General features: G+C 63.3%; 18 protein-coding genes. 7 read left to right on the forward strand and 11 right to left on the reverse strand.

All coding sequences use genetic code 11. The features are described from left to right. Window positions 1-2: 2 nt before the first annotated feature. The 3 genes from JAB1_RS13880 to JAB1_RS13890 are packed head-to-tail and all read right to left on the reverse strand — an operon-like array spanning window position 3 to window position 2394. Complete coding sequence (locus JAB1_RS13880; RefSeq protein ID WP_139144551.1) at window positions 3-461, reverse strand: hypothetical protein; 459 nt, start codon at window positions 459-461, stop codon at window positions 3-5. Further along, the gene (locus tag JAB1_RS13885) at window positions 458-1435 is read right to left on the reverse strand and encodes a D-2-hydroxyacid dehydrogenase (protein ID WP_070280307.1); all 978 of its coding nucleotides are present in this window, start codon (window positions 1433-1435) and stop codon (window positions 458-460) included. Before JAB1_RS13885 ends, JAB1_RS13880 begins: the two co-directional genes overlap by 4 nt. Next, window positions 1432-2394 carry a LysR family transcriptional regulator gene (locus tag JAB1_RS13890; RefSeq protein ID WP_034783117.1) on the reverse strand — a complete coding sequence of 321 codons (963 nt, stop codon included), beginning with the start codon at window positions 2392-2394 and terminating at the stop codon, window positions 1432-1434. The genes JAB1_RS13885 and JAB1_RS13890 overlap by 4 nt, the downstream gene beginning before the upstream one ends. 189 nt (window positions 2395-2583) lie before the next feature. Here JAB1_RS13890 and JAB1_RS29905 point away from each other — a divergent pair, with 189 nt between their 5' ends. The 6 genes from JAB1_RS29905 (at window position 2584) to JAB1_RS13915 (ending at window position 10528) form a co-directional block, all read left to right on the forward strand. Beyond that, a complete protein-coding gene (locus JAB1_RS29905; protein ID WP_161789575.1) occupies window positions 2584-2754 on the forward strand; it encodes a hypothetical protein in 171 nt (56 codons plus the stop codon). Continuing rightward, a complete protein-coding gene (locus JAB1_RS13895) occupies window positions 2751-3611 on the forward strand; it encodes an alpha/beta hydrolase (protein WP_070280308.1) in 861 nt (286 codons plus the stop codon). The genes JAB1_RS29905 and JAB1_RS13895 overlap by 4 nt, the downstream gene beginning before the upstream one ends. A gap of 271 nt (window positions 3612-3882) precedes the next feature. Further along, on the forward strand, window positions 3883-5127 hold the full coding sequence (locus JAB1_RS13900; RefSeq protein ID WP_034783118.1) for an efflux RND transporter periplasmic adaptor subunit: 1245 nt from the start codon (window positions 3883-3885) through the stop codon (window positions 5125-5127). 2 nt (window positions 5128-5129) lie between these two features. Further along, the gene (locus tag JAB1_RS13905) at window positions 5130-8330 is read left to right on the forward strand and encodes an efflux RND transporter permease subunit (RefSeq protein WP_034783119.1); all 3201 of its coding nucleotides are present in this window, start codon (window positions 5130-5132) and stop codon (window positions 8328-8330) included. Window positions 8331-8374: 44 nt separating this feature from the next. Then, window positions 8375-9817: an efflux transporter outer membrane subunit gene (locus JAB1_RS13910; protein ID WP_070258148.1), complete on the forward strand. Its 1443-nt coding sequence runs from the start codon at window positions 8375-8377 to the stop codon at window positions 9815-9817. Window positions 9818-10009: 192 nt separating this feature from the next. Next, a complete protein-coding gene (locus JAB1_RS13915) occupies window positions 10010-10528 on the forward strand; it encodes a fasciclin domain-containing protein (protein WP_176386255.1) in 519 nt (172 codons plus the stop codon). A gap of 67 nt (window positions 10529-10595) precedes the next feature. Here the strand turns inward: JAB1_RS13915 and JAB1_RS13920 are convergent, their stop codons facing one another. From JAB1_RS13920 to JAB1_RS13940, 5 genes are all read right to left on the reverse strand, one after another. After that, window positions 10596-10859 carry a hypothetical protein gene (locus JAB1_RS13920; protein WP_070280309.1) on the reverse strand — a complete coding sequence of 88 codons (264 nt, stop codon included), beginning with the start codon at window positions 10857-10859 and terminating at the stop codon, window positions 10596-10598. Between the two features lie 42 nt (window positions 10860-10901). Then, window positions 10902-11240 carry a hypothetical protein gene (locus JAB1_RS13925; protein ID WP_070280310.1) on the reverse strand — a complete coding sequence of 113 codons (339 nt, stop codon included), beginning with the start codon at window positions 11238-11240 and terminating at the stop codon, window positions 10902-10904. 115 nt (window positions 11241-11355) lie between these two features. Further along, window positions 11356-12375, reverse strand: a complete 1020-nt coding sequence (locus JAB1_RS13930) for a serine hydrolase domain-containing protein (RefSeq protein ID WP_070280311.1) — start codon at window positions 12373-12375, stop codon at window positions 11356-11358. A 223-nt stretch (window positions 12376-12598) separates the two neighbouring features. Next, the gene (locus JAB1_RS13935; RefSeq protein ID WP_070280312.1) at window positions 12599-12940 is read right to left on the reverse strand and encodes a hypothetical protein; all 342 of its coding nucleotides are present in this window, start codon (window positions 12938-12940) and stop codon (window positions 12599-12601) included. 216 nt (window positions 12941-13156) lie between these two features. Further along, window positions 13157-13465 (reverse strand): hypothetical protein, encoded by a 309-nt coding sequence (locus tag JAB1_RS13940; protein WP_034783132.1) that lies wholly within the window; start codon window positions 13463-13465, stop codon window positions 13157-13159. A gap of 213 nt (window positions 13466-13678) precedes the next feature. Between JAB1_RS13940 and ligD the strand changes: the two genes are divergently transcribed. After that, complete coding sequence (gene ligD / locus JAB1_RS13945; protein WP_070280313.1) at window positions 13679-16177, forward strand: DNA ligase D; 2499 nt, start codon at window positions 13679-13681, stop codon at window positions 16175-16177. On the opposite strand, the gene JAB1_RS13950 is transcribed toward ligD, so the two are convergent. The 3 genes from JAB1_RS13950 to JAB1_RS13960 form a co-directional block, all read right to left on the reverse strand. Beyond that, window positions 16161-18482: a PAS domain S-box protein gene (locus tag JAB1_RS13950; protein ID WP_070280314.1), complete on the reverse strand. Its 2322-nt coding sequence runs from the start codon at window positions 18480-18482 to the stop codon at window positions 16161-16163. The two genes, ligD and JAB1_RS13950, sit on opposite strands and share 17 nt — an antisense overlap. A gap of 105 nt (window positions 18483-18587) precedes the next feature. Then, entirely contained in the window at window positions 18588-19463 is an 876-nt protein-coding gene (locus tag JAB1_RS13955; RefSeq protein ID WP_070280315.1) for a Ku protein, read from the reverse strand. 3 nt (window positions 19464-19466) lie between these two features. Continuing rightward, window positions 19467-20453 carry an SDR family oxidoreductase gene (locus tag JAB1_RS13960; protein ID WP_070280316.1) on the reverse strand — a complete coding sequence of 329 codons (987 nt, stop codon included), beginning with the start codon at window positions 20451-20453 and terminating at the stop codon, window positions 19467-19469. Between the last annotated feature and the right edge of the window lie 3 nt (window positions 20454-20456).

Raw genomic sequence — 20456 nt, forward strand, 5'->3', positions numbered from 1 at the left:
TCCTACAAGCCCGCTTCTTTCCATGAGGATAAACCGAGCCGCTGCAACAGCCGGCCCGACAGCCCGCAGCTCCAGCAACTGATCTGGATTTGCCGGTGCCGGGCCGGCCCCTGCGCATGCCAGGCTTGCTCGGCGTAATCGAGCAGCGCTTCGCTGAGCGCAGAGGCGTCGGCCACGGGCGGCAGGCGCGCCATCAGCTCGAACACGCCGTGGGTGGTTTCCTTGATCTGCAGCAAACCTGCCAGCAGGGCGCGCAGCACGGCGGCGTCGATGCTGGTGCTCGCTTGCGTGCAGCGCTGCTGCCAGGATAGCGGGCGCGCCTGCCACAGGGCCAGCAGTGCAGGCACGTCGGCGGGCTGCAGTTGCCCGATCAGCTCAGCCGCCTCCTGAAACAGGTCGAGGCGGTCATACTCGCCGCTGTCCAGGACTAGCAGCTCATCGAGTTCGTGCAATACGCTCATGCCACCACGTTCGTGGGCGCGCCGCGCTCGAACGCTTCCACGTTGCCGATCAAGATGTCGGCCAGCTTCTGCATGGCTTCCCCGCTGGCCCAGGCCGTGTGCGGCGTGAGGATGAAGTTGGGCAGGCGCACATTGAGCAGCGGGTTGTCGGGCAGCGGTGGCTCCTTGGATAACACGTCGAAACCGGCGCCGGCGATCACGCCACGGGTCAACGCTTCGGCCAGTGCCGCCTCGTCGACGAGGCCGCCCCGCGCCGTGTTGATCAGGAGGGATGTGGGCTGCATGTGCGCCAGCTCTGCCGCGCCGATGATGTTGCGCGTCTTGTCCGTCAACGGCAGGTGCAGGCTCAGCACATCGGAGGTGGCCAGCAATTCGTCGAACGTCACTTGCGTCACGCCGTCCTCATCGATAGGGGAGCGGTTGTGTACCTGCACCTGCATGCCAAAGGCGCGTCCCAGCTGCGCCACGGACTTGCCCAGCGCACCGTAGCCGAGCAAACCCAGGCGGCTGCCGGCCAGGTCGCGGATCGGGTGGCCGAACAGGCAGAAGCGGTCGGACGCTTGCCACAGACCCGCTTCCACGTCGGCGCGGTAGGCGACCAGCTGGCGGCGCAGGGCCAGCATCAGGGCCAGGGTATGCTCGGGCACGGTGGCGCGCGCATAGTCGCGGATATTCGCCACGACGATGCCCCGTTCGCGGCAGGCGGCCAGGTCGAGGATGTCCGTGCCAGTGGCGGCCACGGCGATCATTTGGAGGTCCGGCAGCTGCGCCAGCTCGGCCGCGCGCAGCGGCACCTTGTTCGTGATGGCGATGCTGGCGCCTTGCAGGCGAGACACCGTCTGTTCGCTGCCCTTGGTGTGCGGATACTCTTCCCAGCCGTGCGCAAAGGCGGGCGGGCGCACGGTGGCGATCAGGCTGTCGCGGTCGAGAAAGACGATGCGGTGCGGCTGCGGCGATGTGCTTGCTGTTGTCATGGCTGGACCTCGGTCAGGTTGGCGCGCGCGCTCGCGGGACTGCTCTTGCCCTTGAGCTGCGTGGCCGGGTGGTTGGTAAACATGTCGGCGACCCATTCGACAAACACGCGCACCTTGGCGGACAGATGGCGGTTGGGCGGATAGATCACGTGGATGGGCAACGGGTCGGATTCCCATTCGCCGAGCAATTCCACCATTTTGCCCTGTTCTATCAGGGGCGCAAGCATGAAATGCGTCATTTGCACGATGCCGAGGCCCGCCAGGCCGGCGGCTGTGTAGGCGTTCGAATCGTTCAGGGCGATATGGCTGGGCATGGCGATCTGGATGCGTTCGCCGGCGCGCGTGAAATCCCAATCAAACGTTTTGCCTGTCTTGGCGGAGAAAAAATTCACGCCCCTGTGCTGTGCCAGGTCGTCCGGATGCAGCGGCGTGCCGTGCTGCGCCAGGTAGCCGGGCGAGGCGCACGTCATGAAGTGCAGCACGCCGACCCGGCGCGCGATCAGGTTCAGGTCGCCCAATTCGCCGCCGCGCACGGCGCAATCGACTCCTTCCTCGATCAGGTCGACGGGACGGTCGCTGCAGCCCAGCTCCAGCGAGATGTCCGGGTAGCGGGCAAAGAAGTCGGGCAGGGCGGGAATGATCAGTTCGCTGGCCAGGGCCGTGGGCGCATCCACGCGCAGGCGTCCGCTGGGACTCAAGCGCGTGCGCGACAGCGATTCCTCGGCCTCGCGCACGTCCGACAGGATGCGCACGCAGCGTTCGTAATAGGCGGCGCCGTCGGACGTGATGCTGACATGGCGCGTAGTGCGGTTGAGCAACTTAACCGACAGGCTTGCTTCCAGCGACTGGATCAGGGTCGACACGGTGGCTTTCGGCAGCTGCATGTTTTCCGCCGCGCGCGTAAAGCCGCCCGCATCGACGACTTGGATGAAAACTTCCATGGCTTGCAGCTTGTTCACTTGAATTCCTATCACTTTATGCGTGATTATTCAGAATCCTGAACAATCAATTCGTCATTGCACTCTTTATCAGATTGTAGATCAAGTCTATAGTTGTTGTACTGCAGCATAAATTGATTGCCGCAGGAAGTTCACAGGAGAAAAATCATGGGTCATCGGAATGGAATCTTTGCAGTGCTCGCTCTCGCTATGAGCTCGCTCGCTCTGGCCGCGATGGTATCGACGGATGCATATTCGATGGCGGCGCAAAGCGAAGCCAGCGGTTATAGCGCCCTGACCCATGAAGTGGGCGGCGTTGCCCTGTTGTGCCTGAACGACACGGTGCTCGATGTTGCGGTGCAGCCGGTGGTGGCGCAATGAGCTTTGCCGACACCGCGGCCGAACTGGCACCTGGCCAGGCGTTGAAGATACGCGACATCCAGGTGCAGGGCGCGCAGGATGCGCTCGGCGCGCGCGTCTACACGGCCGGCATGCCGGGTGCCAGGCAGCCGAACCTGATGGTTTTCTTCCATGGCGGCGGCTTTGTCGACGGCGACCTGGACGATGCGGACGACTTCCTGCGCTGCCTCGTGCTGAGCAACCCCGACCACGTGGTGCTGGCCGCGAACTACACCCTGGCCCGTGTGCGGCCATTTCCCGCCGCCGTGGAAGACGCGCATGCCGTGCTGCTGTGGGCAAAAAAGAACAAGTCCAAGCTGGGCTGGACGGGCAAGCAGATGGTGGTGTCGGGCATCGAAGCGGGCGCCAACCTGGCTGCCGTATGCGCCATGATGTCGCGCGACCGGGGCGGACCGCCCCTCGCGGGCCAGGTGCTGATCATGCCCATGCTCGATCCCGGCCTGTCGACCTGCTCGATGCGCAACTTGCCGACCTGTCCTGACCTGGCGGAAGTGGCCGATCAATGCGCCGCCGCCTACCGCGGCTACCTGCCGAATGCCGCTGACCGTACCCATCCGTATGCGTCGCCATTGCAGTCGAGCCGCCTGAAGAACCTGCCGCCAGCGCTCATCCTGTCCAGCGAAGACGACCCATTGCGCGACGAGGCTGAACAATACGGCAGCAAACTGATCGCCTGCGGCATCAAGACCACCGTGCGGCGCATGGCCGCCGCGCCGCTGCAGGACGCCACCGCCCGCAATGAGTGCGCTTGCAAGGTGCAGGTATTGAGCGAAATTAGCAGTTTCGTCGCCGGACTGGGGCAGGAGCCCGAGTCATGACGCCGCCATCCGCGGCATCGCAAAAAAACTTACACTAATCAGTTTACTTTTTGAGTTTTGGTTGCTACACTACGCAGTGTAGTTCCCTTCATGCCTGAGTTGTGCGTTCGCACAGCCAGCTTCGTCGTCCCCGTCCGCTTTTAAGCAGCTGGCGGCCTGTTTACCTTTGATCGAGCGCCGTCGGGCGCCATGGCACCACCATTCACTTTTTCAGTTGGGTTGCTTCCTGCCGCCCATACCATTAGAAATTTTCATAAAACAGGGAAATAAAATGAAAAACGTTCAACAATTTTCCACTCTGCTCAAGCCCCTGGCTGCCTCGCTCGCGCTGGCAGGACTGGTGGCCGTGAGCCTGGCTGGCTGCGATTCGGCCAATAGCAAGGTGCCCGACGCGCCAGCGGCCGGCGGCCCGCCCATCTCGGCCGCCGCCGTCGTTGAAAAACAGATCACGGAAACACAGGAATTCTCGGGCCGCCTGGAAGCGATCGAGCGCGTGGAAATCCGCTCGCGGGTCGGCGGCTTCATCACGGCCGTCAATTTCAAGCCGGGCAGCGAAGTGAAAAAGGGTGACGTGCTGTTCGTCATCGATCCGCGCCCATTCCAGGCCGAAGTCTCGCGCGCCGAAGGCACGGCCGCTTCGGCCCGCGCCAAGGCGGAACTGGCCAAGCTGGAACTGTCGCGCGCTGAAAAGCTGCTGGCCGAAAAAGCCATCGCCCAGCGCGAATTCGACGAAAAAGCGTCGGGCCTGAAAGAGCTGGACGCGAACGCCCGCTCGGCGCAAGCCGCGTATGAAGCGGCCAGGCTGAACCTGTCGTACACGCAGGTGCAGGCACCGATCAGCGGCCGCGTCAGCAAGGCGGAAATCACCGTCGGCAACCTGATCGACGCTTCCGCCATCCTCACCTCCGTGGTGTCGACGGACCGCATCTACGCCAGCTTCGACGGCGATGAAGATACCTACCTGCGCGTGGCCGGCACGGCGCAAAAAGGCACGCCCGTCACCGTCAAGGTAGGCCTGGCCAACGAAACGGGCTTCCCGCACGAAGGCAAGCTGGAATTCGTCGACAACCAGCTCGATCCGGCCACGGGCAGCGTGCGCATGCGCGCCACCTTCGCCAACGCCGAGCGCCAGCTGGTGCCGGGACTGTTCGCGCGCATCCAGCTCGACGGCGGCAACGGCCCGCAGGCGCAAAGCACGGCGCTGTTGATCAGCGACCGCGCCGTCGGCACGGACCAGAGCCGCAAATACGTCTACGTGGTGGGTGCCGACAACAAGGCCGAATACCGCGCCGTCAAGCTGGGCCCGGCCTCGGATGGCTTGCGCGTGGTGCGCGAAGGCTTGAAGGCGGGCGAGAAGATCGTCGTCAACGGCTTGCAGCGCGTGCGCCCCGGCGCCCCGGTGACGCCGCAGATGGTGGCCATGGATTTTGATCCGACCGCGCCTGCCGCCCCTGCAAAACCTGAAGTAAAAGACGCCAAGATCGCCGCGAAAGCAGCATCGACCTCCAAGGAATAAACATGAATTTTTCCCGCTTTTTCATCGACAAGCCGATTTTCGCGGCGGTGCTGTCGATCGTCATATTCGTGGCCGGGCTGCTGTCGATTTTCGGCCTGCCCATCTCCGAATATCCCGACGTCGTGCCGCCATCCGTGGTGGTGCGCGCGCAATACCCGGGCGCCAACCCGAAAGTGATCGCCGAAACCGTGGCCGCGCCGCTCGAAGAGCAGATCAACGGCGTCGAGAACATGCTCTACATGTCCTCGCAAAACACGTCCGATGGCGCGATGATGCTGACCGTGACCTTCAAGATCGGCACCAACGTCGAGCAGGCCGAGACGCAGGTGCAGAACCGCGTGCAGCGCGCCTTGCCGCGCCTGCCCGAGGAAGTGCGCCAGATCGGCGTGACGACCGTCAAATCGTCGCCCAATCTGACCATGGTCGTGCACCTGGTTTCGCCGAACAAGCGCTATGACGACATGTATCTGCGTAACTACGCGGTGCTGAACGTCAAGGACCAGCTGGCACGCTTGCCCGGCATGGGCGACATCCAGATCTTCGGTGCCGGCGACTACGCCATGCGCATCTGGCTCGACCCGCAAAAGGTAGCGGCGCGCGGCATGACGGCGAACGACGTCGTCGACGCTATCCGCGAGCAGAACGTGCAGGTGGCTGCAGGTGTCATCGGCGCTTCGCCGGCGAAGAACTCGGACTTCCAGCTGACCGTCAATACCCAGGGCCGTCTGCAGACGCCCGAGGAATTCGGCGCCATCATCGTGCGCACGAATGCCGATGGCGCCGTGACGCACCTGAAGGACGTGGCGCGCGTGGAAATGGGCGCCAACAGCTACTCGCTGCGTTCGCTCCTGAACAATAATCCGGCCGTCGGCATGGGTATTTTCGAAGCGCCGAATGCCAACGCGCTGCAATTGTCTTCCGACGTGCGGGCCAAGATGGACGAACTGAAAAAAGACTTCCCGCAAGGCGTGGAATACCGTATCGAGTACGACCCGACGCAGTTCGTGCGCTCGTCCATCGAAGCCGTGATCCATACCCTGCTGGAAGCCATCGCCCTGGTGGTGCTGGTGGTGATCATCTTCCTGCAAACCTGGCGCGCATCGATCATTCCGCTGCTGGCCGTACCCGTCTCCATCGTCGGCACCTTTGCCGTAATGCTGGGCTTTGGCTTCTCGATCAACACGCTGTCGCTGTTCGGCCTCGTGCTGGCCATCGGTATCGTCGTCGATGATGCCATCGTGGTGGTGGAAAACGTCGAGCGCAACATCGAGGAAGGCTTGTCGCCGCGCGACGCCACCATCCAGGCCATGAAAGAGGTCAGCGGTCCTATCGTCGCCATCGCCCTGGTGCTGTGCGCCGTGTTCGTGCCGATCGCCTTCGTGCCTGGCCTGTCGGGTGAGTTCTATCGCCAGTTCGCGCTGACGATCGCCATTTCGACCGTGATCTCCGCTTTCAGCTCGCTGACCCTGGCGCCAGCCCTGTCGGCCGCGCTGCTGAAACCGCACGATGCGCCGAAAGACGCGCTGACGCGCGGCATGGACATGGTCTTCGGCCGCTTCTTCGCCTGGTTCAACCGCTTCTTCGGCCGCGCTTCGCACCGCTATGAAGCGGGTGTAAAAGGCGTGTTGGGCCGCAAGAGCGCCTCCCTGGGCGTGTATGCGCTGCTGGTCGTTGCCGCCATCTTCACCTTCAAGTCCGTGCCGGCCGGCTTCGTGCCAGCGCAGGACAAGCAATACCTGGTGGGCTTTGCGCAATTGCCTGACGCCGCTTCGCTGGACCGCACGGAAGATGTCGTGCGCCGCATGTCCGACGTCATCAAGTCGGTGCCTGGCGTCGAATCGACCATCGCCTTCCCCGGCCTGTCGATCAACGACTTCACCAATGCGCCGAACGCCGGTATCGTCTTCGCCACTCTGAAGCCGTTCGACGAACGCAGCAGCAAGGAATTGTCGGGCGGCGCCATCGCGGCCGAGATCAACAAGCGCCTGGGCGGTATCCAGGACGCTTTCATCATGGTCTTCCCGCCACCGCCCGTCAACGGCCTCGGTACCATCGGCGGCTTCAAGATGATGATCGAAGACCGTGGCAATCTCGGTTACGACGCGCTGTACAACGCCACCCAGGCACTGGCCGCCAAGGCGTACCAGACGCCGGAACTGGCGGGCGTGTTCTCGGGTTACCAGATCAACGTGCCGCAGCTGTTCGCCGACGTCGACCGCGTGAAAGCAAAGCAGATGGGCGTGCAGCTGCAAACGATTTACCAGACCTTGCAGATCAACCTCGGTTCGCTGTACGTGAACGACTTCAACCAGTTTGGCCGCACCTACCAGGTGCGCGTGCAGGCCGATGCGGCGTTCCGTTCGCATGCGCAGGATATCGCGCAGCTGAAGGTACGCAATGACAAGGGCGAAATGATCCCGCTGTCGTCGTTGATGCGCGTGAAGGATAGCTATGGTCCGGACCGCGTGCAGCGCTACAACGCGTATGCCGCAGCCGACTTCAATGGCGGCGCCGCACCTGGCGTATCGAGCGGCCAGGCGCAAGCCGCGCTGGAACGCATCGCCAAGGAAGTGCTGCCGCAGGGGATCGCGTATGAATGGACGGAGCTGACCTACCAGGACATCTTGTCCGGCAATACGATGATCTATGTCTTCCCGCTGTGCGTGCTGCTGGTATTCCTCGTGCTGGCCGCCCAGTACGAAAGCTGGACCTTGCCGCTGGCCGTGATCCTGATCGTGCCGATGTCGATCCTGTGCGCCTTGTTGGGCGTCAAACTGACCGGCGGCGACAACAATGTGTTCACCCAGATCGCGCTGTTCGTGCTGGTGGGGCTGGCGTCGAAGAATGCGATCCTGATCGTGGAATTTGCCCGCGAACTGGAAGAGCATGGCCGCACCGTCGTGCAAGCGGCGCTGGAAGCGTGCCGCCTGCGTCTGCGTCCGATCCTGATGACGTCGATCGCCTTCATCATGGGCGTGGTGCCCCTGGTGTTCTCGCACGGCGCCGGTTCGGAAATGCGCCATGCGATGGGCGTGGCGGTCTTCGCCGGCATGCTGGGCGTGACCTTCTTCGGCCTGTTCCTGACGCCCGTGTTCTATGTACTGCTGCGCACCCTGGCGCAGCGTTTTGAGAAAAAACCAGCCGATGCTGCTGCCAAGCCTGCCGCCGCGCCAGCATTGAACCTGGAAGGAGATATATATTGAAAACCAAGGAAATCATCTGGCGCGTCAAGCCCGTGCTGACCGCCATGGCCGCAGCCGTGCTGCTGGCCGCCTGCGCGGCGCCGGAGTTCAAGCAGCCGCAGATCGAGACGCCGACGGCGTTCAAGGAAGCGCAAACGCCTGCCGTGCAGACGGCGGCGGACGGCACGCGCTGGAAACAGGGCGTCCCCGCCGAGCGCCAGGCGCGCGGCGAATGGTGGCTGGCCTTCAATGATCCGGCCCTCACAAGCCTGATCAACGAAGCCACGCAGGCCAACGCCAACCTGGCCGTCGCCGCCGCCCGCGTCAAGCAGGCGAGGGCGATTGCCGGCATCGCCGAAGCGGACCGCATCCCGCAAGTGGGCGTGAACGTGGGCGGCCAGCGCAACCGCGCTTCCGCCGTGTCGCTCGGCTTGCCGAACGGCGCGCCGGTGGCTGCCACGAATGTCTACCAGGCGAATCTGACGGCCAGCTACGAAGTCGACCTGTTCGGCAGGGTCGCTTCGAACGTCAGTGCCTCGCGCAGCGATGCGCTGGCCGTGGAAGCGACATACCGTTCGGTGCTGCTGTCCTTGCAGGCCGACGTGGCGCAGACCTATTTCCAGCTGCGCGCCACGGATGCGGAACTGGCGACCCTGGAACAGACGGTGCGCCTGCGCGAGGAAAGCGTGCATGTGAACCAGCGCCGCTACGACCTGGGCGACATCGGCGAATTCGACCTGTCCCGTGCCCGCACGGAGCTGTCGACGACGCGCGCCGAAGCCATCGGCCTGCAGCGCCAGCGCGCCACCAGCGAACATGCGCTGGCCGTCCTGCTGGGTAAACCTGCCGCCAGTTTCACGGCGACCGTCAACCCGCTGCAGGACAGCGGCTTCCTGCCCGTGATCCCGGCCGGCATGCCGTCGTCCCTGCTGGAGCGCCGTCCCGACATCGCGTCGGCGCAGCGCACCATGGAAGCGTCGAATGCGCGCATCGGCGTGGCGAAATCGGCCATGTTCCCGGCCTTGACCCTGAACGCCTCCGGCGGCGGCGCGTCCGATACCTTCTCGGACATCTTCAAGTGGAGCAGCCGCTCCTGGCTGCTGGGCGCCCTGATGTCTATGCCGATCATCGACGGCGGACGCAATAAAGCTGCCGTGAGCCGCAGCGAAGCGCAGCTGGAAGAGTCGGTGGCGACGTATCGCCAGAGCGTGCTGGTGGCGTTCGCCGAGGTGGAAGACAACCTGGCCGGCCTGCGCATCCTGTCGGGCCAGACGCAGCAGATCGACGAAGCCGTCGTTTCGGCACGCCGCTCGGCCGACCTGGCGCAAAAGCTGTATGACGCGGGCCGTTCCAGCTACCTCGATCTGCTGGACGCGCAGCGCAACCTGGCCACCATCGAGCGCAATGCCGTGCAGCTGCGCGGCAACCGCGCCGTCACCACGGTGGCGCTGATCCGCGCCCTGGGCGGCGGCTGGGGCGAAACGGAGCCGCAGGTCGCGGCCAACTAGTTTCCCGGCACGCGACGCGGGAGCCTGCCAAGAACGGCGTCGTGCATTGCACGGCGCCGTTTTTTCTGTTTTCAGCGAGTTGAATCCGTTTGCGGAACGACGGCGTAAGTACTCCTGCAATCACGCAAACGCAGTCATCCAGGAGATATCATCATGCGCACCTTCGTTCCCGCAGCATTGTTCATTACGTCCATGCTGGCCGCCAGCGCCCCGTTTGCCGCCGACATGACGACCATGGTGGGTGGCCAGAGCATGTATCCGTCCAAGGACATCGTCGATAACGCCGTCAATTCGGCCGACCACACGACCCTGGTCGCTGCCGTCAAGGCGGCCGGCCTGGTCGACACCCTGAAAGGCAAGGGTCCATTTACCGTGTTCGCGCCGACGAATGCGGCCTTCGGCAAGCTGCCCGCAGGCACCGTCGAGACCCTGGTGAAGCCGGAAAACAAGGCGACCCTGACGAAGATCCTCACCTATCACGTGGTGCCCGGCAAATACGACTTCAAGGCGCTGGCGAAGGAAATCAAGATGCACGACGGTAAAGCCACCTTGCCCACGGCCAGCGGCGGCAAGCTGATGTTCGCCATGAACGGCATGCACAACATCGTCGTGATGGACGAGGGGGGCAACAGCGCCAATATCAGCACCTATGACGTGTACCAGTCGAATGGCGTGATCAATGTGATCGACACGGTGCTGATGCCGAAATAAGCGCACAAAAAAGCGGACGAAAAAAAAGACAGGGAAAACCCTGTCTTTTTTGATGGTGCCGCCGCGATTACTTGGCTGGCGCTGCTGGCGTTGCCGGTACTGCTGCTTCCGCAGGCGCTGCCTTGTCGGCTGGCGCGGCTTTCTTCGCCTTGTGATGCTTGGCTTTCTTGTGCGCCGCTGGTTTGACGGCGGCTGCCGGCGCTTCGGCCTTGACGACAGGGGCGACGACAGGAATCGGTGCCACTGGAGCGACTGGCGCGACGGCTGGCGTCTGGGCGAAAGCGGCGGTGGCGAACAGGCTGGCGATCAGGGTGGCGATAACTTTTTTCATTTTAAGATCCTTGGTATGCGTGGTCAGTAAAGTGTGTCGGAATTACTTGGCTGGAGCCGCTTCGGCGGTAGCCGATGCCAGCTTTTCGTCAGCCTTGGCCTTGGTTTTCTTGGTCTTGTGGTGTGCCTTGGCTTTCGTGGTGGCCGCTTCCGCTTTTGCGCTGGCGACGTCCGTTTTTGCGGCGACGACGGCTTTCGCTTCCTTGGCATCCGCCTTCACGACGGCTTGCGCTTCCTTGGCGTCCGCTTTCACGACGGCCTTGGTGTGGGCCGCTTCCACTTTGGCGGGCGCTGCCGGAGCGGCCGCAGGTGCTGCCGGGGTTTGGGCGAAGGCTGCAGTTGCGAACAGGCCGGTGATCAGGGTAGCAATTACTTTTTTCATGGTGCAGTCCTCAGTGGTGGTTTGTCTGGTATGTCTGTTTGTGTCGGGATGATTCCCGTGTCACTGAGCATAAAACGCGCCCCCGGACGCTTGCGTTGACGGTCATTACAAACGCTTACATCTGCGTTGCATCCGCTTTCAGGATAGCCTTCAGGATGTCTTCCGAACGGCGCTGCCCATACCCCTTGCCATACGCGCTCGATGCGATGCTGACTACCATGCGACGGGCGGGTATCACATAGATCTTGTTGCCGCCATTGCCCGAGGCGAAATGCACGGCAATCTTCTGTCCTCCGACGTCCTGCGTCTTCGCGTACCAGAAATAGCCGTAGCTGTCGGCGTAGCGGTCCACGGCGCCAATGGCCACGCGCGGCGCCAGCGCCGCTTGCAGCCAGGCGGCATCGATTACCCTCTTGCCGTCAAATACGCCTTCGTCGAGCACCATCTGGCCGATCCTTGCCGTGTCGCGCGGGCGCAGCGACAGATTGCCCTGGCCTTTCGGGTGGCGTGCCACGTCGCGGCCCCAGCTCCAGCGGGTGATACCGATTGGCGCGAACAGCACCCTGGCGGCGTAGTCTTCCAGGTCGGTGCCGCTGGCGTTTTCCACCACTCTGCCCGCGACATATGATCCCAGCGAGTTGTAGCGATACATGCTGCCCGGCGCCGTGGCAGCCGGTATCGCACGCACGAAGGCGGCCGGGTCGGGCGCCGCATCGAGCTTGTCTTCATTGCCAGGCGACTGTTCGTCTTCATCGAAGGCGGCCAGGCCCGAACGCATGGTCAGCAAGTCGTCGAGGATGACCTTGCCTGCCGCGCTGCCGGCGACATCGGGCCAGTAGTCGCCCACCGTTTTTGTTGTCGCCAGCTGGCCGCGCGCCACGGCCGCGCCCACCAGCAGGGCGGTGATGCTCTTGCCGGCCGAGCGGATGTCGTGCAGGGTATCGGCCGTCTCGCCGTTGTAATAGCGTTCGGCCACGACGGCGCCATCGCGCAGCACGACGACGGCGCGCAAATCGCCATGGCTGTCGCGGTCCTGGGCTTGCAGGACTTGCTCCAGGGTGGCAGGGATATCTTGCGCATTGGCGGCGCAAGGCAGATACAGGGCGGTAGTCAGGATGAGGGGCAGGTGGCGCATGGGATAGGCTTCGCGGCGATGGTGGAAGTGCCAGTGTCCTCCATGTGCACCGCTTTGTCGCGCGCAAGCTGGCCGGTTCGATGAAGTTTGCATGAAGGCGCGCAGGAAGCCATGTCATTTGGCGCCGCGCCATGCAAAAAGGACAGCCGAAGCTGTCCCTGGTAATCGGCGTGGTCACGCAAGCGCAGACCCGGCGGACGCGCTCCCGTGACGTCGTTCGCGCTTATTTCGCTGGCGCTGCCGGCACTGCGGGAACGGTTTCCGCCGCTTTGGCCGCATCCGCTTTCACTTTGGCTTTGCTGGCCTTGTGATGGGCCTTGGCCTTGGTGGCTTTGGCGTCGGCCTTGGCGCTGGCCACAGCGGCTTTCGCATCGGCGGCGACGGCGGCTTCCTTGGCATCGGCTTTCACGACGGCCTTGGTTTCCTTGGCTTCAGCCTTGGCCACGGCTTTCGTGTGGGCCGCTTCCGCCTTGGCGGGAACCGATGCTGCTGGAGCGGCAGGGGTTTGGGCGAAGGCTGCGGTAGCGAACAGGCCGGCGATCAGGGTAACAATTGCTTTTTTCATGGTGCAGTCCTCGGTGGTGGTTTGTCTGGTGTGCCGGGATGATTCCCGTGTCACTGAGCAGAAAACGCGGCCCGGAAGGTAATGGTTGACCTGGTTTACACTTTCTTACAATCAGGTGATTTGAGCGACGTTAATTGAAGAAGAAGGAGAGAAAATGTAAAAAGACAGCCGAAGCTGTCTTTTTGCATGGTGCCTCCCGCCATGGCGGGATGGCGATTACTTCGCTGCTGCGGTCGCTTCAGCTTTGTCTTCGGCGGCTTTTGCCTTGGCTTTGGTGGCTTTGTGATGGGCTTTGGCCTTGGTGGCTTTGGCGTCGGCCTTGGCGCTGGCCACATCGGCTTTCGCATCGGCGGCGACGGCGGCTTCTTTCGCATCGGCTTTCACGACGGCCTTGGTTTCCTTGGCTTCCGCTTTTGCCACTTCCTTGGTGTGCTTGGCTTCGGCCTTGGCAGGCACGGCTGGCGTTTGAGCAAAGGCTGCGGTAGCGAACAAGCCGGCGATCAGAGTAGCGATTACTTTTTTCATGGTGCAGTTCCTCGAGAAGTGGGGTTGTAGTTCAGGAGATGCATTTCCCCTGTCACTGAGGCAAAAACGCGCCGTACGGCAATAGCGTTGACAGCGATTCGGGCTAATTACAAACACTTACATTTGCCGGGGCAGGTACTCTGTTAGCTGGCGTACCGCGCCAGGGACGGCAGCGGCCTAGACTCGATGCCATCGTCACCGCATGGGTCCGCCATGAAAGCCGCCTTGAAAACCTATCAAGCCAAGCGCAATTTCGCCGCCACGCCCGAGCCTGCGGATGGCGGCGAGGAAGCGGGCGAGGCGCTCACCTTCGTCATCCAGAAGCACTGGGCCAGCCGTTTGCACTATGACTTTCGCCTGGAACTGGACGGCACGATGAAAAGCTGGGCTGTGCCGAAAGGACCCAGCTACGACCCGCGCGACAAGCGCATGGCGGTGCAGGTGGAAGACCATCCGATTGCGTATGCCGGTTTTGAAGGCACGATCCCCGAAAAGCAGTATGGCGCGGGCAAGGTCATCATCTGGGACAAGGGGACGTGGCAGGCCCAGCCGGCCACGCCTGATGCGCGCAAGGCGCTGGCGGCCGGCGAACTGAAATTGACCCTGCATGGCCACAAGATGCATGGCAACTGGGTGCTGGTGCGCATGAAAGGCAAAGGCGATAAACGCAGCGCAAAGCAGCCTGCCTGGCTGCTGATCAAGGAAAAGGACGCATTTGCCCGGCCGGCACTGGAATTTTCTGTCGTGGACGAGTTTCCCGACAGCGTCAAGAACAAGGCCATGCCCAAGCGCAAGAAGAGCGCGGACCGCTCCGCAGCGCCGGATGCCGAATTGCCCGCCACCCTGTCGCCGCAGCTGGCTACCCTGGTCGATGCGCCGCCGCCAGACGCGCAGCAGTGGCTTTTCGAAGTGAAATTCGACGGTTACCGCATCCTCGCGCGTTGCGATGGCGAACGGATCAATTTGATCACGCGCAATGGCAATGACTGGACGGAAAAACTGCCGAAGCTGCGGCAGGCGCTGGAACAGTTGAGTTTGCCGCCGGGCTGGTATGACGGTGAAATCGTCGTCAACGACGCCAACGGCCACCCGGATTTTGGCGCATTGCAGCGCGCGTTCGATGCGGAAACGACCAGCGAGATCGTGTATTACCTGTTCGACGTGGCGTTTTTCGATGGCCACGATCTGCGGGGCCAGCCTGTCGAGGCGCGCAGGGCGTTGCTGGAACAGCTGCTGCAGAGCTTGCCAGCGTCGCCCCTGGTGCGCTTCAGCGCCGCGCTCGACGCGACGCCGCAGCAGATACTGGCGCACGCCTGCCGGCTGGGGCTGGAAGGCGTGATCGGCAAGCGGCGCGGTTCGCCCTACGTCACGCGGCGCTCGGGCGACTGGATCAAGCTCAAATGCGGGCTGCGCCAGGAATTCGTCATCGGCGGCTATACGGCGCCGCAGGGCGCGCGCGAAGGCATCGGTTCTCTGTTGCTGGGCGTGCATGATGACCAGGGCAGGCTGCTCTATGCGGGCAATGTGGGCAGCGGCTTCGGCGATGCCTGCCTGCGCGAATTGCGGCGCCGGCTTGACACCCTGGCAGCCGGCACGAGTCCGTTCGCAGGCAAGGCGGGCGGCGTGCGCCAGCCCGTCTGGGTCAAGCCGCAACTGGTGGCCGAAGTGAGCTTTGCGCAATGGACCAGCGGTGGCGCCGTGCGCCATGCCGTGTTTCACGGCTTGCGCGAGGATAAACAGCCAGCCGCCATCGTGCGCGAGCGGGCGCAGCGAATCGACAGGGAGAAGACGATGCAGAGCAAATCCACGCCGGACGGCGTCTTGCCGGCCAGTTTCAAGGTCAGCCATGCGGACCGGGTGATCGACCGGGACAGTGGCGCGACGAAGATCGACCTGGTGCGCTACTACGCGCTGGTGGGCAAGCTGATGCTCGTGCACTTGCGTGGGCGGCCCGTGTCGCTGGTGCGTGCGCCAGCCGGCGTGGGCGGCGAGCTGTTTTTCCAGAAGCATGCGGACACGTCCAGCATGCCCGGCGTCAAACAGCTCGATCCCGGCCTCGATCCGGAGCATGCCTGCATGCTGGAAGTGGCCAGCACACAGGGCTTATTGTCTGCGGCGCAGTGGAATGTGGTGGAATTTCACACGCAAAACGCCCTGGCCAGCGCCTATGACACGCCGAATCGCCTGGTGTTCGACCTGGACCCGGGCAAGGGCGTGGCCTGGCCCGCCATCCGCGAGGCGGCCGTATTGCTGCGTGCCTTCCTGACGGAGCTGGGACTGCCCGCCTGGCTGAAAACCAGCGGCGGCAAGGGCTTGCATGTGGTCGTGCCGATCCGCCCAAAACACGATTGGGATACGGTCAAAGCGTTTTCGCAAGCCATCGTGGCGCACATGGCGCAGCTCATTCCGCAGCGCTTCGTCCTGAAAAGCGGCCCCGCCAACCGCGTCGGCAAGATTTTCATCGATTATTTGCGCAATGGCCGAGGCGCCACCACCGTATGCGCGTGGTCTGCCCGCACGCGGTCGGGGCTGGGCATTTCCGTGCCGCTGGCCTGGGATGAGCTCGACAAACTGAAGGCGGGCGATCAGTGGAATGTGGGCAATGTCCACAGCCGTCTCGACGTGGGCAACGCGCCATGGGACGGCTACGCGCGCAGCGCGAAGGGCATCGATGCGGCGATGAAAAAGCTAGCCTTTACTCCTCCGGCTTGAACGGCAGGACGGCGCGCGCCAGCTGCAGCGCTTCCTCAATGGCCGCGTTGAGCAGGGTGATCTCGACAGGCTTGGTCAGGTAGCGAAAAAAACCCGCGGCCAGGCCATGCCGGATATCGCCCTTCATGGCGTTGGCCGTCAAGGCGATGACGGGGATGTGCGCCGTGCGCGTATCGTTGCGCAGGATGCGCTGCGCCTGGTTGCCATTCATGCCGGGCAAGTTGATATCCATCAGGATCACGTCGGGGCGGCGTTCCAGCGCCAGCGCGATACCCTGGCGGGCGTCGGTGGCCGAGATCATGCGCAGATGGGGCAGGAAGCTGACGATATCTTCCACCAGCCGCAGGCTGGCCGGATTGTCTTCCACATACAACAGCAGGGCCTGGCCGCCGGCATCGTCCCGGACGTCGCAGGCGGGCTCGGGCAGGTATTCCGGCTGCCGGTTGGCGGGCGGGGCGGTCATTGTGTCGAGTTCGATCCAGAACACGCTGCCCACGCCGACGCAGCTGTGCACGCCCATGCTGCCGCCCATCAGCTCAACCAGGCGCTTGGTGACGACCAGGCCGATGCCGGTACCTTCCTCGCTGCCTGCCTCCTGTCCCAGGCGGTTGAACGGCTGGAACAGTTCCGCCATCTGCGTCTCATCCAGTCCCTTGCCCGTGTCGCGGATGGCGATGCGCACGCGCTGCGCCCCGGGCTGCGACACTTCCAGCTCCACCTTGCCGGCCGGGCGGTTGTACTTGATGGCGTTTGACAGCAGGTTCAGCAGCACTTGCTTGAGGCGCGTATGGTCGGCCCTGAGCGTCAGCGCCTCGCAGGCTGGAAACACCAGGTGAATCTGGCGCTGCTGCGCCTGTTCTTCCACCATGACGCGCACTTCCTCGAGCAGCACGGGCAGCGCCACCGGCTCGATCGACAGGCTCAGGCTGCCTGATTCGATCTTCGCCAGGTCGAGGATTTCATTGATCAGGGTGAGCAGGTGGCGGCCCGAGGTGACGATGTTTTGCACGAAAGCGCGTTTTTGCAGCACGGTCGCGGGCAGGGCTTCATTGGCCAGCAGCTGGGCGAAGCCGAGGATGGCGTTCAGCGGCGTGCGCAATTCATGCGACATGCTGGTGAGAAAGCGGTCCTTCGCCTGGCTGGCCCGTTCCAGTTCGATTTTCTGTTCGTTCAGCGTGCGCTCGATGCGCTTGCGCTCCGTGATGTCGCGGATGGCTGACGAGACCAGCACGCCTTCCTCCGTTTCCAGCGGCGACAGGCTGATTTCGACGGGAAACTCGGTGCCATCGCGGCGCAAGCCATACAGTTCCAGGCCCGCGCCCATGGAGCGGGCGCGCGGCGCCGCGGAAAAGGACTGGCGGTGATGCGGATGATCAGTTGCATAGCGGGCCGGGATCAGCACTTCCACATTGCGCCCGAGCAACTCCGCGCGCGAGTAACCGAACAGCCGTTCCGTCTGCGAGTTGACGAGCACGATCTCGCCATCGCCGTTGACGATGACGATGGCGTCCGGCGCCGATTCAAGCAGGCCGCGGAACTTCTGCTCGGCCCGGCGGCGGTCGCTGACGTCGCGGATGGCGCTGATGACGAAGGTGCCGATTTCCGTCTGGATCGGCGACAGGCTGATTTCCACAGGGAATTCGACGTTGTCCTTGCGCAAGCCCAGCAATTCCAGGTCGGCGCCCATGGTGCGCGTACGGGGCTGGTCGAAATAGCGCGCGCGGTGCCCCACGTGCGCATGGCGCAGGCGTTGCGGCAGCAGGCTATCGATTTGCCTGCCGCTCAATTCGCCTTCCGCATAGCCGAACAGGCGCTGTGCCTGCTGGTTGGCCAGCACGATGGCGCCCGTGGCATTGACCATGATGACGCTGTCCGGCGTCGATTCGAACAGCACGCGGTAGCGCACGTCAACGAACTGGGCGTCGCGCGCCGCCTTCAGCAAGGTCGTGTCCTTCATGGTGGAAATCAGGTAGCGGTGGCCGTCCGGCGCCGCGTGGGCGGCCTGGCATGCCACGTCGACGTAGATGAGCTCATCGTCCTTGCGCCGCCGCAGCGATTCGCGGTCGTAGCTGCCGTGCAAGGCCAGCTGTTCGTCAATCAGGGAGGGTGCCTCTGCCTGTCCCGGCAAGGAGATCAGTTCCCACAGCGTGCGGCCCAGCGCTTCGTCGCTGGCATAGCCGAAGATGCGCTGCGCCCCGGCTGTCCAGCGCACGACGGCATGCTCTTCGTTCGTGATGACAACGCCGCCAGGGGCGTTGCTGAGGATAAGCTGATCGAACTCGGCATCCATTTTTTCCGCACGCATGACAGGGCTTGCCGGGTGGCAGGCCTGTGCATAACGTAGCGAGAAGCCGGATCAAAGTCAATGCATTTATATGATGGCAGAGTCTCGCTAAACGGGTGGGGTGGTTCAGGCCGCCTTGCGCCTGGCGGGCGGCGGCTTGCGGGCGGCGGACGAGGTCGCGCGCTTGCGGGCCGGCGCGGCGGACGCTTTCTTGCCCAGGCTTTGCTGCAGCAGGGCGACCAGGTCGATCACGTTGCTGCCGTGCTCTTCTGCTGGTTCGGGCGCGGGCGGCGTGATGGTCTTGGTCTGCCTGGCCTTGATTTTCTTCTTGACCAGTGCCAGCACGTCTTCGCGGTAGCTGTCGTGGTATTGCCCGGGTTCCCACGCTTCGCTCATGCCTTCCACCAGCGACAGGGCCATCTTGAGTTCCTTGTCGGAAATGCCGGCCGATTTCAGGGTGCTGCCGGGCAAGTCCAGGTCGTCTGTGGGGCGGATTTCATCGGCGTAGCGCAGGGTGTTGAGCACGATGGCGTCGCCCACGCACACGAGTGCGCACAAATGCTGCTTGGTACGCATGACCACGCTGGCGATACCCACTTTGTTCGCCTTGCGCAAGGTTTCGCGCAGCAGCGCATAGACTTTTTCGCCGCCCTTGGCGGGCAGCAAATAATACGGGTGCTCGTAAAAGGTCAGCGGCACCTCAAGCGCATCGACAAAGGTCAGTATGTCGATGGTTTGCGTGGCCTTCACATTGGCTTGCCGTAAATCTTCCTCGGACAGCACCACGTACTCATCCGTCTTGTATTCATAGCCCTTGATGATGTCGTCCCACTCGACTTCCTTGCCCGTCTTCTTGTTGTAGCGCTTGTAGCCGATGGGTGAAAAGTCGCGCCGGTCCAGCATGGACAAGTCCAGTTCATGGTCGAGACTGGCTGAAATCAGCTCGACGGGGATGTGCACAAGGCCGAAGCTGATGGCGCCTTTCCACAGTGCGCGCGCCATCGCCTAGTCCCCCACGCTGCCGGTGACGGGCAGGACGATGCCGCTGATATAGCTGGAACAGGCGGGCGAGGCCAGGAAGACGTAGGCGGGCGACAGCTCTTCCGGCTGGGCCGGGCGGCGCATGTCCGTGTCCTGGCCAAATTTCTGGATGTCCTCGGGCGACTTGTCGGCCGGGTTGAGGGGCGTCCAGACCGGCCCGGGCGCGATGGCGTTCACGCGTATGCCCTTATCCAGCAAGTTCCCAGCCAGCGCCATCGTAAACGCATGGATGGCACCCTTGGTGGTGGAATAGTCGAGCAAATGCTTCGAGCCTTGCAAACCCGTCACGGAGCCCGTGTTGATGATGGACGCGCCGCGCTGCAAGTGGGGCAGGACGGCCTTGGCCATATGAAAGTAGCCGTAGACATTGGTTTTCATGGTGAGGTCGAAGCGTTCTTCGCTCAGGTCCAGCAAGGATTCCGCATGTTCCTGGAAGGCTGCGTTGTTGACCAGCACGTCGATGTGCGCGAATTTGTCCAGCACCTGGCTGACGGCTTGCTGGCAAAAGCCCTGGTCGCGCACGTCGCCGGCAATCAACAGGCAGCTCTGGCCTTCCGCTTCCACGTAGCGCTTGGTTTCGTGGGCGTCCGCGTGTTCGTTCAGGTAAATGATGGCGACATCCGCCCCTTCGCGCGCGTACAGCACGGCCACGGCGCGGCCGATGCCCGAATCGCCGCCCGTGATGATGGCCACCATGCCGGCCAGCTTGCCGCTGCCGCAGTAGTCGGGCGCCAGGAAACGGGGTTTCAATGCCATCTGTGCTTCAAGGCCGGGCTTGTCCAGGTGCTGGGCGGGCAGGGGCGGCGTCGGCTGGTTGCGGTGGCCCGTCTGCACGGGCGGCTTGCTTGCCTTGCCTTGCTTGGTGGCATCGCGCTGCTTGTCTTCCTGATCCTGCTCCTGCTGTATGCTGCGCTGCAAGTTACCGGCGGACTGGTCCTTGTTCTCGTTCATGCT

This window comes from Janthinobacterium sp. MP5059B, from assembly GCF_001758645.1.
In the GTDB taxonomy this organism is placed as follows: Bacteria; Pseudomonadota; Gammaproteobacteria; order Burkholderiales; family Burkholderiaceae_D; genus Janthinobacterium; species Janthinobacterium lividum.